Below are 13,746 nucleotides of genomic sequence, written 5' to 3' on the forward strand. Positions count from 1 at the left end.
ACCACCGACACACCCAACCGACCACCAGGTTCCACAACACCCTCTCAGAGTCCCCCTCACGTACCAGCGGCCGGGGCGAGCAGCGCGGCGACCGGGAGCGTCAGCCCGCTTGCACCTTCTGCGCCGCCTTCGCGTAGCCGTCGGCCAGGCCGAAGACCTTCTGCGCGTACTCCGTCGAGTTGTTGTACGACAGGATCCCCGCCCACCAGCCCGCCGGGCTGGCCATGTCGCGGCCGCCCGCGCACAGGTAGCGGGCGGCGGTGAGGGCGGCGTCGTCGATCTGCTGCGGATCGGCGCGGCCGTCGCCGGTGGCGTCCGACGCCCATTTCCGCCAGGTGCCCGGAATGAACTGCATCGGGCCGACCGCGCGGTCGGCGACCGGGTCTCCGTCGAGCTGGCCGCCGTCGGTGTCGCCGATCGCGCGGACTCCGGAGGAGCCGTCGAGCGGCACGCCGATGATCGGCTTCGACGGGCGGCCGTCCGCGCCGAGGACCGCTCCGCCGTACTGGCCGTGGTTGGACTCGATGCGGCCGATGCCGGCGAGCGTCGCCCAGGAGATGTGGCAGCCGCGGTCGACCTCGCGCATCGCGAGTTCCGCGTTGCCGTACGCGCGCACCGCCCTCGCCGGGATGCCGGTGACCGGCGCGACCTTGTCCGCCCAGGCCTGCAGCGGGTCGCCGCCGGTCGGGCGCGCCGACTGCGGTGCGGTGCCCTGGTCCGCCGCCCCGCCCGCGGCGACGGCGTTGACCGGCGCGATCGAACCGGGTTTGACGTCGACCGCCTTGACGCTCAGCGCCGGGATGTCCGTCGTGGTCGGGCTGGCCTCCGGGGCGGCCGCCCTGGTGACGATCCAGACCCCGCCGCCCGCGACCGCGAGCACCGCGACGACGACGGCGAGCCGCACCGCGAGCGCGGCGCCATGACCGCGACGGGCGGGCGAGGGGGCGGCAGCGGGAGCCGCGGTCTCGTCCCCGGTCCGCGCGGTGTCGGGGGTCTGTCCGGTGGCGGGCACGAAACTCCGGTCCTCCAGCATGGCTTGGGGTTCGCAACACACAACGAGCCCGCGCAGGTTAGCGTTACGCACGCATCGCCATGGTCCCCGCCACGCCGGTTCACCCGGCCGGGTAGTCCGGTTCCGTCAGGTGGACGGTTGACGCCGCACAAACACCGCCAGCCCCAGGCCGAGGCGGGTGTGATCGAAGCGGCCTCCGGCGCGGTTCGCCGACCGGCCGCGCCAAGCGCTTCGACCGCTGATGGGGTGGCGGCACCGCCGAAGAGAACGTCCGCCGCATGCGGCTTCGGGCACTCCCGATCAAGAAATGCCTTCCGCCGCACCGCGACGGGCGCTTCGCCGTGGTGCCTGGCCGATTCGCCGGCCAGGCACCACAGCTGTCAACCAGGCTTCTTCCCGCGCGAGCCGCGCGGGACGAACGATCAGGCAGGCTTCTGCTGCCGCGCCAAGCGCGCGACGCACCACGCGGGCGCGCTGCCCCGGCGGAGATGCTGCAGCACCGTCATCGGGCCGAGCCGCCGAGCGAGGTCGGACGGCGCGAGACCGGCCGCCCGGTAGTCGAGGGCACGCTGGTCCAGCGGGCTGATCCCGGCGTCCCACCACTGCTGCGCTTCGGCGACGTCGCCGACCATCTGCCACCAGCCCGCGGCGGCGACGAGCAGGTCTTCCGGGACCTCCGGCAGCCGGGCGCGCATCGCGTCGAGGTAGCCGGGGTCGGCGGCCTCGACCGGGGCCCAGCGGGCGGGTCCGGACCGGGCGCGCTGGCCGGGGATGCCGGGCGGAGCGGCCGGCGCGTCGGCCAGCCAGGCCGAGGCGATGCGGTCGACCTCCTGCTCCTCAGGGGTCTTCTCGCGCTCGGCCGACCACTGCCGGATCAACGCGTCCACTCCGGGATCTCCGGTCATCCCTGCCTCCTCATCGGTCCCCGACGGGCAGGCATTGCGATCGCCTGCCCCGTTGCGCGTCCACGATTGGCTCCCCACGCGTGACCGGGCCGAAAACCCGCCGTGACCCGGTTCCCGGGGGATCGGAGAACCGGCTGATCACGCAATGTGAGCACCGTAGGGCGGCACCCGCTTTCTCCGCCATACCCCGGACCCCGGAAATTCCGTGACCAGGCGGTTTCACGGGCCAATCCACCCGGATGGTCGAGCGAAGTGCCCGAATCCCGGGATCCGGTGACAAAGCGTGACTAGTTGGCCGGACGGCGCTCGAAAGCGGTCCGGCGAGGGGAAACCGGGGTCAGGCGAAGAGGCTCTTGAAGAAGGTGACGATCGCTTCGGCGCCGTCCTTGAGCCAGCCGAGCACGCGGTGCACGAAGGCCGCGGAGTTGGTGGGCTGCGTGATCAGGAAGAACAGCACGAGCGCGACCACTCCGACGACGACGATCTTCTTCAGGCCGCTCGACATGGTTTCGTTCCCCTCCGCTCCCCCGGCGCCCGGACCGGCGCCGGCCCCGCCTCGGCAGAGTCGGCTCCCACTGTAGTGACGGCACGCCGGATTGGCCCGTCGCAGGCCCCGATCCAGCCAGAAAGCTCACGGCCGGGTGACCCTGGTCACCATCGGGTGAGCCGGGCCAGGAGGCCGCCCCCGGTACGCTCCGGCGATGGACGACGGCCCAGTGACTCTCCGCCCGGTGCGCGAGTCCGACCTCGGTCTGCTGGAGGCCCTGACCAACGACCCGGAGACGGTCGGCGAGCACCAGTGGTTCGGCTGGCACGACCCCGGCTACGTCCGGCGGCTCTGGCGCGAAAACGGCATGCTGACCACCGACAACGGCATGCTCGTCCCCACGCTCGGCGAACGCCCGCTCGGGCTCGTGTCGTGGCATCGCACGCGGACCGGCCCGCACACCTACTGCTGGAACATCGGCATGGTCCTGCTGCCGGAGGCGCGCGGGCACGGCCTCGGCGCGCAGGCGCAGCGGCAGCTCGCGCGCTACCTGTTCGCGCACACGCAGTTCAACCGCGTCGAGGCCAGCACCGAGGTCGGCAACCGGGCCGGGCAGCGTTCGCTGGAGAAGGCCGGGTTCACCCGCGAGGGCGTCCTGCGCGGGTTCGACTTCCGCGACGGGCAGTGGCGCGATCACATCCTTTACTCGGTGATCCGGTCCGATCTGCCCTCGTGAGTGTTGATCGCGGTTCTAACCGTGATCAGCACTCACGACACCCGCCTCCCTCAACCCCGCCACGCCCTCGCTGTCGTACCCCAGCTCCGCCAGCACCTCCGCGGTGTCCGAGCCCTTCTCGTGCGGTGCTTCCGGCGTGGCCGCGGGCGTCCGGTCGAACCGCGGCGCCGGAGCGGGCTGCACCGTGCCGCCGATGTCCACGAACGTCCCGCGCGCCGCGTTCTGCGGATGCTCGGCGGCTTCCCACGGCGACAGCACCGCGGTGAGGCACGCGTCGGTGCCTTCCGCCCGCGCGACCAGTTCGTCGCGCGTGAACCGGCCGACCGCGCCGGCCAGGATCTCGCGCAGCCGCGGCCACTGGCTCGGGTCGACGTGCGCCGGCAGGTCTTCGTTCTCCAGCCCGAGCACCTTGACCAGGTCGGCCCAGAACCGCATCTCGATCGCGCCGATGGCGACGTACTTGCCGTCCGCGGTCTCGTAGGTGTCGTAGAACGGGGCTCCGCCGTCGAGGAGGTTCTCGCCGCGTTCCCCCGGCCACACGCCCGCCGCGCGCATCCCGTGCAGGCTCGTGGTCAGCAGCGCCGCGCCTTCCACCATCGACGCGTCCACGACCTGGCCGCGCCCGGACGTCGTGCGCTCGTGCAGCGCGGCCAGCACGCCCATGGCGAGCATCAGGCCGCCTCCGCCGAAGTCGCCGACCAGGTTGAGCGGCGGCACCGGGCGTTCGCCTGCCCGGCCGATCGGGTCGAGCGCGCCGGCCACGCCGATGTAGTTGATGTCGTGCCCGGCCGCCGACGCGAGCGGACCGTCCTGGCCCCAGCCGGTCATCCGGCCGTAGACGAGCCGCGGGTTGCGTGCGTGCACCTGCTCCGGGCCGATGCCCATCCGTTCCGCGACGCCCGGCCGGAAGCCTTCGATCAGCACGTCGGCGCGTTCGGCCAGCTTCAGCACCAACTCGACGCCCTCGGGCGTTTTCGTGTTCACCCCGACGGAGCGCCTGCCGCGGGCGAGCGGGTCGTTCGGGATGCCGAGCACGTCGGAGCCCGGGGTGGCGCGGTCGACGCGGATCACGTCGGCGCCGAGGTCGGCCAGGACCATGCAGGCGAACGGAGCAGGCGCGAGCCCGGCCAGCTCCACCACCCGCAGCCCGGCGAGCGGACCTTGCTTCACGGGGAATCCTTTCGCAGCAACGAGTTCAGAGCGTGCGGGAGATGATTTCCTTCATGATCTCGCTGGTGCCGCCGAAGATCCGCGAGATCCGCACGTCCGCCCAGGCCCGCGCGATCGGGTACTCGGTCATGTAGCCGTAGCCGCCGAACAGCTGCAGGCAGTCGTCCACGACCTTGTTCACCCGCTCGGTGGTCCACAGTTTCGCCATCGCCGCGCCCTGCACGTCGAGTTCGCCGCGCAGGTGCCGTTCGATGCACTGGTCGAGGAACGCGCGCGACACCGCGGCTTCCGTCGCCGCCTCGGCGAGCTTGAACTTCGTGTTCTGGAAGGTGAAGATCGGGCGGCCGAACGCCGTGCGCTCCTTGGTGTAGTCGATGGTCAGGTTCACCGCGGCTTCCAGACCGGCCACCGCGGTCACCGCGATGATCAGCCGTTCCTGCGGCAGCTGCAGCATCAGCTGGACGAAGCCCTGGCCCTCGGCGTCGCCGAGCAGGTTCGCCGCGGGCACGCGGACGTCGTCGAAGAACAGCTCGGCGGTGTCCTGCCCCTTGAGCCCGACCTTGTCGAGCACGCGGCCGCGGCGGAAGCCCGGGGTGTCGGTCTCGACCACGATCAGCGAGACGCCCTGCGCGCCGGCGTCCGGGTCGGTCTTGCACGCGACCACGACGAGGTCGGAGTGGAAACCGTTGGTGATGAACGTTTTCGCGCCGTTGATCACGTAGTGGTCGCCGTCTCGGACCGCGCGCGTCTTGATGTTCTGAAGGTCTGAACCAGTGCCCGGCTCGGTCATCGCGACCGCGCCGACCATCTCGCCGGTGGCCATCTTCGGCAGCCACTCGCGCTTGCGCTCCTCCGACGCGTACGCCAGGATGTAGTGCGCGACGATTCCACTGTGGACAGTGACGCCCCACGCACTGTCCCCGGCGCGGGCCTGCTCCTCGTACAGCACGGCTTCGTGCGCGAAGGTGCCGCCGCCCCCGCCGTACTCCTCCGGGATCGACAGGCACAGCAGGCCGAGTTCGCCCGCCTTGGTCCAGATTTCCCGGTCGAGCTTCTTCTCCGCCGCCCAGCGCTCCTGGTTCGGCACGAATTCCTTCTGCAGGAACGACCGGGCGAGCTCCCGGAGGTCTTCGAGTTCGGTGCTGCTCCACGAGCTCTTCTGGGTCTGCAACGGCACGGCTGGGCCTCCCGCGAACTGGAAAACATGACGCTTGGCAGGTAAGTTCTAGCCGGAATGTACATCCCATCCGTCCGGTAGGTAAAGCAGGAGCCGCGATGACCGAGGTCGCCCGGGGACACCGCACCCAGGCCGAACGCCGCGAGCAGACGCGCACCGCCCTGCTGGACGCGACGATCGACTGCCTGGTCGACATCGGGTACTCGCGGGCGTCGGTGCAGGAGATCTGCACCCGCGCGGGAGTCTCGAAGGGCGCGGTGCAGCACTACTTCGCCACGAAGGCGGAGCTGATGGCAGCCGCGGTCGAGCACCTCACCACGAAGCTGCGCACCCAGCTCGCCGCCTCGCTCGGTTCGCTGCCGGGCGGCGCGTCCGGCGTCGCAGCGGCGATCGACCTGCTGTGGGAGGGCTATTCAGGCACGCTGTCCACCGCGGTCACCGAGCTGTGGGTCGCCGCCCGCACTGACCCGGAACTGCGCGCCGCGATCCGGCCGGTCGACCGCGCGCTGGGCCGGGCGACGCTGGAGCACATCAGCGAGGTCGCCGGCGACCTGCCGAAAGAGCGTGCCGAGATGCTGTTCTGGCTCACCGTGAACCTCACCCGGGGCCTCGCCCTGGACGCCGAGCTGGGCGGCGACCCGCGTCGGCGCCGTCAGCTGCTGGAGGAGTGGAAGCGGATCGCCGTGCTGCTGTACTCGGGCGACTAGTGTCCATACCGCCGGTATGGTGTACTCGTCGGTAACACCCGGCCCCGCACGGAAGAAGGTGCGCTCGATGACGAGTACGACCCCGGCGAACCTCACCGGCCAGCCCCTGCCCGCAACCGTCGGCGGCGTAGCAGGCGCCCCGTCCGCGTCCCGCGCGGCCGCACTCGCGGCCCGCGCGACCGGCGGTGCCGACAACGCACCGGTGCAGATGACCGCGCCTTTCACCGGCCAGCCGATCACCTCTCTCCCCCAGGCCGACGACGCCGAAGTGCGCGCCGCTTTCGCCTCCGCCCGCGACGCACAACGCGAGTGGGCAGCGCTGCCGGCGACCCGGCGTCAGCAATTCCTCATGCGACTGCACGACCTGGTGCTCGCTCGCCAAGCGGAAGTCCTCGATCTGGTCCAGGTCGAGGCGGGCAAGGCCCGGATCGACGCGTTCGACGAGGTCAGCGCCACCGTGCTGGTCGCGGCTTACTACGGCAAGCACAGCGCGAAAATCCTCTCCCCGCGCCGCGCGCCCGGCGTGATCCCGGTCCTGACGCGAGCAGGCGAACTGCGGCACCCCAAAGGCGTCGTCGGAATCATCTCTCCCTGGAACTACCCGCTGGCCCTGACCGCGATGGACGTCTTCCCCGCCCTCGCCGCCGGGAACGCAGTCGTGCAGAAACCGGACAACCAGACCGCGCTGTCCGCGCTGTGGCTGCAGGAACTGGCGGAAGAGGCAGGTCTGCCCTCCGGCCTGTGGCGCATCGTGCTGGGCCGAGGTTCCCGAATCGGCGACGCCCTGCTGGAAGAATGCGACTACCTGTGCTTCACCGGCTCCACCCCGACCGGCAAGGACCTGGCAGGCCGCATCGCCCAGCGACTCACCAGCTATTCGCTCGAACTGGGCGGCAAGAACCCCATGATCGTCCTGCCGGACGCGGACATCGCCAAGACCGCCGCCGGCGCCGTCACCGCGTGCTTCTCGTCCGCGGGCCAGCTGTGCGTTTCGGTGGAGCGGATCTATGTGCACGACAGCATCCGCGAGGAGTTCACCCGAGAGTTCGTGGCCAGGACAGCAGCAGTGCGCCTGGGCGGCGCACTGGACTACCACGCCGGAATGGGTTCGCTGACGTCGACGAGCCAACTGGAAACCGTGACCGCGCACGTGGAAGACGCCCGGGCGAAAGGCGCTCGCGTACTGACCGGCGGACGCCCCCGACCAGACCTCGGCCCGCTGTTCTACGAACCAACCGTGCTCACGGACGTGCGGCCAGGAATGACCCCGTTCGCCTCGGAAACCTTCGGCCCAGTGGTGTCGATCTACGGATTCAGCGACATCACTGACGCGATCGAGCGCGCAAACGACACCCCGTTCGGCCTGAACGCCAGCGTATGGACCCGAAACGGCCGTGCGGGCTGGGAAGTAGGCGCACGCCTGAAGGCAGGCACGGTCAACGTCAACGAGGGCTACGCGGCAACGTTCGGCACAGTCGGCGTCCCCATGGGCGGCATGAAGGAATCCGGTGCCGGGCGACGGAATGGTTCTGAGGGTCTGCTGAAGTACACGGAACCGCAGTCGATCGCCCTACAGCGCGGCCTGGCCTTGCGCCCGCCCAAGGGAGTGCCGGGCTCGTTGTGGGCCCGCTTCATGACGCTGAGCATGAAACTCCTGCGCCACCTCCCCGGCCGCTGAGCTGGTCGTGAGGGCCACCCACACAGCCGCTGATTCCCTCAGGGTTCCCCTCACGACCCTCGACGGTCCCGCCCCGCGCCCCGCCGGGATGCGCCCACCGCGGCCGATGCACCCAGCAGTCGAGGCACCCAGCCCCTCCCCCGCACCCCGATACGAAGCCTCCCTGCGGGCGGCGGGTGCTTGTCAAGGCATCTTTCCCGCCTTGACAAGCACCCGCCGCCCGTCAGCACAATCAAGCTTCGGGGTGCCCCACGCAACCACCCGGGCGCGATGTCGCCCCCAGAGCGACGAGCCGCTCACTCCGGAGCAGTAAGCAACCCCCGCTCGTAAGCGATCGCCACAGCCTCAGCCCGCCGGCTGGCCCCCAGCTTCGCCATCACCCGGGAAAGATGCACACTCACCGTCTTCTCGCTGATGTACAACTCCTCCCCCACCTGCCGATTGGTCCGCCCCAGCGCGACCCGCTCCAGCACATCCCGCTCCCGGTCCGTCAGCGGATTCACCTGCGGCCGAGCAACGGGAACCGCCTCGACCCCGGACAACTCGACCCGAGCCCGGCGCGCCACATCCCGCACCGCATCCCGCAACGGAACAGCGTCCAGCTTCACCGCCACCGAATGCGCCGCCTCCAGGGCTTCCGCCGCCCCCGGCCGTCCAGCGGCCAGCAACGCCTCCCCCTGGCGCCACCGGCACACAGCCTGTTCGTAAACCGCCCCATACGAATAAGCCCCGGCCGCCGCACCCCACAGCTCAGGATCAGCCGGACCCTCCAGCCCGGACGCGGCAGCCTCCATCCGGGCCAGCCAAGCCCGCCCCTCCGGCCCCATAGACCCTGACCGGGGGTGCCCTTCGGCAGCGCAACGCCGCCCATGCTCCAGAAGCCGCCGCCCAGCAGCCACAAACGCGTCGGCCGCGGCCAGATCCCCCTTGGCCCGGGCCTCCGCGGCCAACGCCGCCGCCGACGGAATCGCCAGCGCCACAATCCGGATCCCGCCGAGCAGCGCGGTCTCGACCTTCTCCAGCCAAGACACCACTTCGTCGGTAATCCGCAGTGCCTCGGCGTGTTCGCCACGCCAAGCAGCCAGCTCGATCGCAGCGTCGCCCGCCGACAAGGCGATCTGCAGATCCGCCGTCCACTGCTGCCGAAGCCCCGGCAACGCCTTGGCCGCGTCCGCGAACCGCCCGCGTCCCACCAGGAACAGCACCCAGTTGGCCAGAATCCGCGCGGCGACCGCACTGGACACCCCCCGCCGGGCGCGCCCCGCAGCGTCCTCCTTCGGCCAATCTCCGCTGAGGTACCGCAGATAAAGGAGCCGAGCGCGCAACTCCAGCCCGTACGCGCTCCAGGTAAGCCCGACCGCCTCGGCTCTCTCGACCCCGCGCGCGGCGTGAGCGAGCGCTAGATCCATCTCCGCCTGGTCGTCGTAGCTGAGGGCGAGGAAGTACATCGCCCGAATCTCGACGTTCAAGGCACCGGCGTTGTGCGCCTTGCCCTCGGCCTCGCACAACCGCTGACGAGCCTCGACCGGATCACCTGCGCCGTCGGCCAACGTGCCCAGCGTGACCAGCGCCGACGCCTCAGCACCTACCGCCCCGACAGCGCGCGCGTCAGCGACCGCGGTGTGCGCACTGGCCAGCGCCTCGTCCGGCTGATCGAGCAGCCGCTGGAACCCGGCCCGCGAAGCCAGCACCCAGGCCCGCGCCCCGCTCGGCTCCCGATCCGCGACCAGCTCCCAGGCCCGCTCGATCGCCTGAACCGCCTCGTCGAACGTGCCTTCCAAGGTGAGCAGCGTTTCCGCCAGCCGACGCCACACCTTCGCCGCGTGTTCTGGCGACGCGTCCGGTTTGAGAGCTTCGGTCGCTGACCGCGCGTACGCCACCGCGCGCTCCGGCTCGCCCGACGTCCCGGCGAAGTACGACGCCTCGCTGAGCAGCTTCAGTTCGCTAATGCCTTCCGGACGGTTCTCCGGGGCCACCGCGTCCCAAATGGACTGTGCCTGCTCGATATGCCGCAGCGCGGCGCCCGGCGCGCCAAGCTTTTCCGCTTCGTTCGCGGCACGCAGCAACGCGGACAGGGCAGTGTCGAAGTCCCGGCTTTCCAGACTGTGGAAGGCGAGCTTCGCGTCGTGGCCGCGACCCTGCGGCATCGACTGAATCCGCGCGGCGTACCCCGCGTGCATCCGCGTGCGCTCGCCGGGCAGCAGATCGCCATAGACCGCTTCCTGCAGAAGAGCGTGCCGGAAGGTGTAGAAACCGCTCTCGATGACCAGGACGTGGTGCTGCACGGCTTCCCGCAGCGCCTCGTCCAACTCCAAGTCGCCGATCCCCGCCACTTGCGCGAGCGCGGCATGCGACACCGACTCGTTCGCCACCGAGATGACCCGCAGCACCCGGCGCGTCTCCGCGGGGAAGCGTTCGAGCCGGGCGAGGAGGACTTCGGCGAGCCCGGCGGGGAGATCCTGACAGTCGGCGCCGGTGGCGAGGAGTTCCTCGACGAAGAACGGATTGCCCTCGGACCGTTCGGCGATGTCCGCGACCACGTCCGGCGACAGCGGTTCCTCGGCCAGCGCCGCGACGAACGCCCGCGCGTCAGCCGGTCCGAACGGCGCGAGCGTGAGCTGTTCCACGGTGTTCAGCCGGACCAGCTCGGACAGCAGGCCGCGCAGCGGATGCCTGCGGTGGACGTCCTCCTCGCGGTAGCTGCCGACGACCAGCAGCCGCTGCGCGCGCAGGCGGCTGAGCAGGAAGGACAGCAGGTTGCGGGTGGAGGAATCCGCCCAGTGCAGGTCTTCGAGCAGGACGACCACCGGCTGCTCCTGGCCGACCTCGGTCAGCACCCCCAGCACCGCGTCGAACAGCTGGAGCTGGCCGAGGTCCTGCTCGGGCCGCACCCGGCGGAAGCCCTCGCGTTCCCCTTCCGAAACCTGCCCGTGGTCGCCGGTGGCCGCGGGCTGCGGTTCGCCGCCTTGCGGCAGCAGCATCCCGAGCGCGGACCGCGCCCGCACCGCGGCCGACACCGCGGGATCGGCCGACGACCCGAACGGAGCCAGCGCCTCGGCGAAGGGCAGGTAGGGCAGACCGCCGTCGCGCACGTCGATGCACCGGCCGGTGAGCACGAGCCCGCCGCAGCCCGTGACGTGCTCCCCGAGCGCGGTGAGCAGGCGGGTCTTGCCGACCCCGGCATCACCCGCGATCAGCACCGCACCTGCTTCTCCGCGTTCAGCGCGCGCGAAGGCCGCGCGCAGCCGCCGCATCTCCTGTGTGCGGGCGACGAGCGGAATACCAGAACCGAGACGAGGCACGAGATGCATTCTCACCTACACCCCCGACAGTTCCGACATGGATTTCGCCGTGGCGGCCGGTGATCTCCGTCCGACCGGCGGACGAAGGACCCTTCAGGCGACCGGTGCGGGCTCTCCGGGGACCGGCTTTTCCGGGTGGTCCCGGTCTGATGGGCGCGGGGACCGCAGCGAGCTTCCGGCGGGAAGGGAGCCGGATGGCTCGCGGTGGCGCGTCCGATCGGGACGCACCCCATGCCCCATTCGGCGCGCGAGACGCACCCGATGCGGCATGGGGGCAGTCGCGGCGGAGGAGCACCTCGCGCGGGCGATGCGGGATCGGGTCCCTGCTCGGCGAGCGAAGCGGTCCCGGTCCCGAACCGGCGGCGAGCGGTCCGGTTCCCCGTCCCGCCGGGCGAAGCCGGACAAGATCCGGCAGGCGGCACTCGCCCAGGATCCGATCGGGCAGGCAAGGCAGCGAAGCGGAGCCAGACCCGCCCCCCGGACGAAGCCGAACAAGAACCGGCGGGCGGCACTCGCCCAGGACCCGGCCGGGCAGCGGCGCGGCTCCAGATCCGGCCCCGGACGAAGCCGAACAAGAACCGGCGGGCGGCACTCGCCCAGGACCCGGCCGGGCAAGCAAGGCAGCGAAGCGGAGCCAGATCCGGCCCCGGACGAAGCCGAACAAGATCCGGCGGGCGGAGCGGCCGCCCCGGAAACCCGGTTCCGGCTCAGCCGCCCCGCCCGGCCCCCTTACCGTCCCCGACCCGGTCCCGGGGCTCATGCGCTATGTCGCGCCCTGGCCTCCGGCACCGTCGCCGTGCGCCTTTCCTGGCGGGGCACCTCGACGTTCGTGATGCGGTGCGCGCGCACCCAGCGCACGACCCGGTTGCCCCGGCTCATGCGCGCGTGGCGGGCGGCGCGGCGCAGTTCGGCCATCCGGTAGTCGACCTCGGCGCGGGTGGCGTCCCAGTGGTAGTCGCTCATCGTGTTCTCCCCAGCGAGTGGTCGTTCCTTGACGACGTCCACTTTCGTGCTGAGGGACCGCCCCGGGCATCAGGTGATCGCCTACACCCGGACGCGAAAAGACCCCTTACCCGCGCTTTCGACTAGGGAAGTCCAGGTCGAGCGGGGTAAGGGGTCTCCGTGCCGCGATCAGCCGGGCGAACGGATCAAGCCTGCCCCTGGCCGCGCACCGCGTCCAGCAGCGCCTGCCAACCGGCGGCGGGCAGGCGGAACGCTCCGCCTTCCGGGTCTTTGGAATCGCGCACCGCGGCGCCGCCTGCGACGAAGGCGACCTCGACGCAGTCGTTGCCGCCGCCGCTGTAGCTGCTCTTGCGCCACTGGGCACCGGAAAGGTCGGCCATCATGGTCCCCACATCCTCACTGTCTCGGGTCGGTGTTCCTCGGTTTCTGAACCACGGCGGCCTGTTCGGCGAACCGGCCGGCCGCGTCGGTGATCAGCGCCACCGAATCGTCCGGTTTCAGCGCTGCTGCGCGCAGATGGTCGAACATCAGCGCGTAGCGCCGGACGTCGTCGGGCTGTTCGAGGTACAGGCCGCTGGAAGTGCTGTCGTCGACGTAGACCACGTCGGGATCGGCCTGCTCGGGGAAGCCCATGATGAGGAACGGTCCCTCCATGCCGGGGTGCGCCCCGGCTCCGAACGGCACCACCTGGACGGTCACGTTCGGCTTTTCCGCCATCGCGGTGATCCGGTACAGCTGCTCGGCCATCACCTCGGGGCTGTCGACCACGCGGTGCAGCACCGCCTCGTCGATCACCGCCCAGTACTCGACCGGCGGGTCGTCGGCCAGCAGCTGCTGGCGCGCCATCCGCGCGGCGACCCGGCGGCGGGTCTCGGACTCTTCGGCGTCCGGGCGCAGCGCGCGGATCACCGAGAACGCGTAGCGCTCGGTCTGCAGCAAGCCCGGAACCAGCAGCGCCTGGAACGCGCGCAGCGAGCTCGCGTCGGCTTCGAGGCCGACGAAGGTGCCGGTGAAGACTTCGTTGTACGCGTGCCACCAGCCGCGTTTGCGCGCTTCGCGCGCCAGCTGGACGAGCGCCTCCTGCTCGTCGCCGGTGATGCCGTACAGCGCGAGCATGTCCCTCGCGTCGCGCGGGGTGACGCCGACGTGGCCGGTCTCGATGCGGCTCACTTTGGACGCCGAGCACTCCAGCTTTTCGCCGACCTCGTCGATGGTCAGATCGGCGGCTTCGCGCAGCCTCCGCAGCTCGCTCGCGAGGCGCCGGCGGCGAACGGTCGGTCCCTGGCCTCTCGCCACGGCAGCACCTCCGGTCCGTATTGTTGCCCGCACTGCATATCTAACCAGGTGATCGACTTGTCAGTGGAGTAATCACACCGGCGAATTCCGGCGGGCGCTCCGGGAAGTCGCCGAGACCTCGTTCCGACCTGCATTATGCAGAGTGCGCTTGTACTCTGGCATCCTGCGGGCCGAGACGCGGATCCAGCCGCGCCGACCGCCCTGAGCAGCGTAGACGACGGCCGTCCGGGGCCATTCGCGACTACCGCGAAAACCGGATGACGTGGTGTCCGGGGCCGCCCCCCGACCGGCCCCGGGCACCTTCCTTCACCTC

General features: G+C 70.9%; 12 protein-coding genes. 3 read left to right on the forward strand and 9 right to left on the reverse strand.

The genetic code is table 11. From position 1 onward, the window contains the following. Positions 1-100 precede the first annotated feature (100 nt). From A4R44_RS43445 to A4R44_RS49760, 3 genes are all read right to left on the reverse strand, one after another. A complete protein-coding gene (locus A4R44_RS43445; protein ID WP_067595097.1) occupies positions 101-1,033 on the reverse strand; it encodes a lytic transglycosylase domain-containing protein in 933 nt (310 codons plus the stop codon). A gap of 401 nt (positions 1,034-1,434) precedes the next feature. Beyond that, complete coding sequence (locus A4R44_RS43450) at positions 1,435-1,917, reverse strand: hypothetical protein (RefSeq protein WP_067595099.1); 483 nt, start codon at positions 1,915-1,917, stop codon at positions 1,435-1,437. Positions 1,918-2,254: 337 nt separating this feature from the next. Beyond that, positions 2,255-2,422, reverse strand: coding sequence for a hypothetical protein (locus A4R44_RS49760; protein ID WP_162836029.1), 168 nt, complete (start codon positions 2,420-2,422; stop codon positions 2,255-2,257). Positions 2,423-2,618: 196 nt separating this feature from the next. Between A4R44_RS49760 and A4R44_RS43455 the strand changes: the two genes are divergently transcribed. Further along, the gene (locus A4R44_RS43455; protein ID WP_067595102.1) at positions 2,619-3,140 is read left to right on the forward strand and encodes a GNAT family N-acetyltransferase; all 522 of its coding nucleotides are present in this window, start codon (positions 2,619-2,621) and stop codon (positions 3,138-3,140) included. A gap of 15 nt (positions 3,141-3,155) precedes the next feature. On the opposite strand, the gene A4R44_RS43460 is transcribed toward A4R44_RS43455, so the two are convergent. Together A4R44_RS43460 and A4R44_RS43465 are read right to left on the reverse strand one after the other, a co-directional pair. Further along, on the reverse strand, positions 3,156-4,310 hold the full coding sequence (locus tag A4R44_RS43460) for a CaiB/BaiF CoA-transferase family protein (protein ID WP_067595105.1): 1,155 nt from the start codon (positions 4,308-4,310) through the stop codon (positions 3,156-3,158). Between the two features lie 25 nt (positions 4,311-4,335). Then, complete coding sequence (locus A4R44_RS43465; RefSeq protein WP_067595108.1) at positions 4,336-5,487, reverse strand: acyl-CoA dehydrogenase family protein; 1,152 nt, start codon at positions 5,485-5,487, stop codon at positions 4,336-4,338. Between the two features lie 98 nt (positions 5,488-5,585). On the opposite strand from A4R44_RS43465, the gene A4R44_RS43470 reads away from it, so the two are divergent. Further along, positions 5,586-6,194, forward strand: a complete 609-nt coding sequence (locus A4R44_RS43470) for a TetR/AcrR family transcriptional regulator (protein WP_067595111.1) — start codon at positions 5,586-5,588, stop codon at positions 6,192-6,194. Between the two features lie 67 nt (positions 6,195-6,261). Next, positions 6,262-7,872 carry a succinic semialdehyde dehydrogenase gene (locus A4R44_RS43475; RefSeq protein ID WP_067595114.1) on the forward strand — a complete coding sequence of 537 codons (1,611 nt, stop codon included), beginning with the start codon at positions 6,262-6,264 and terminating at the stop codon, positions 7,870-7,872. A gap of 296 nt (positions 7,873-8,168) precedes the next feature. On the opposite strand, the gene A4R44_RS43480 is transcribed toward A4R44_RS43475, so the two are convergent. From A4R44_RS43480 to A4R44_RS43495, 4 genes are all read right to left on the reverse strand, one after another. Next, positions 8,169-11,183, reverse strand: coding sequence for a helix-turn-helix transcriptional regulator (locus A4R44_RS43480; RefSeq protein WP_067595116.1), 3,015 nt, complete (start codon positions 11,181-11,183; stop codon positions 8,169-8,171). Positions 11,184-11,930: 747 nt separating this feature from the next. Further along, a complete protein-coding gene (locus tag A4R44_RS43485; RefSeq protein WP_067595118.1) occupies positions 11,931-12,137 on the reverse strand; it encodes a hypothetical protein in 207 nt (68 codons plus the stop codon). 185 nt (positions 12,138-12,322) lie between these two features. Beyond that, a complete protein-coding gene (locus A4R44_RS43490) occupies positions 12,323-12,520 on the reverse strand; it encodes a DUF397 domain-containing protein (protein ID WP_037809881.1) in 198 nt (65 codons plus the stop codon). A 13-nt stretch (positions 12,521-12,533) separates the two neighbouring features. Beyond that, on the reverse strand, positions 12,534-13,433 hold the full coding sequence (locus tag A4R44_RS43495; RefSeq protein WP_067595120.1) for a helix-turn-helix transcriptional regulator: 900 nt from the start codon (positions 13,431-13,433) through the stop codon (positions 12,534-12,536). Positions 13,434-13,746 lie beyond the last annotated feature (313 nt).

Origin of the sequence: Amycolatopsis sp. M39, from assembly GCF_001651785.1 — a bacterium.
GTDB lineage: Bacteria > Actinomycetota > Actinomycetes > Mycobacteriales > Pseudonocardiaceae > Amycolatopsis > Amycolatopsis rubida.

Bases quoted from the DNA above. Each gene is read 5' to 3' on its own strand.
- A4R44_RS43450 (WP_067595099.1), bottom strand. From the start codon at position 1,917: ATGACCGGAGATCCCGGAGTGGACGCGTTGATCCGGCAGTGGTCGGCC.
- A4R44_RS43485 (WP_067595118.1), bottom strand. From the start codon at position 12,137: ATGAGCGACTACCACTGGGACGCCACCCGCGCCGAGGTCGACTACCGG.
- A4R44_RS43470 (WP_067595111.1), top strand. From the start codon at position 5,586: ATGACCGAGGTCGCCCGGGGACACCGCACCCAGGCCGAACGCCGCGAG.
- A4R44_RS43455 (WP_067595102.1), top strand. From the start codon at position 2,619: ATGGACGACGGCCCAGTGACTCTCCGCCCGGTGCGCGAGTCCGACCTC.
- A4R44_RS43445 (WP_067595097.1), bottom strand. From the start codon at position 1,033: ATGCTGGAGGACCGGAGTTTCGTGCCCGCCACCGGACAGACCCCCGAC.
- A4R44_RS43475 (WP_067595114.1), top strand. From the start codon at position 6,262: ATGACGAGTACGACCCCGGCGAACCTCACCGGCCAGCCCCTGCCCGCA.
- A4R44_RS43490 (WP_037809881.1), bottom strand. From the start codon at position 12,520: ATGATGGCCGACCTTTCCGGTGCCCAGTGGCGCAAGAGCAGCTACAGC.
- A4R44_RS49760 (WP_162836029.1), bottom strand. From the start codon at position 2,422: ATGTCGAGCGGCCTGAAGAAGATCGTCGTCGTCGGAGTGGTCGCGCTC.
- A4R44_RS43480 (WP_067595116.1), bottom strand. From the start codon at position 11,183: ATGCATCTCGTGCCTCGTCTCGGTTCTGGTATTCCGCTCGTCGCCCGC.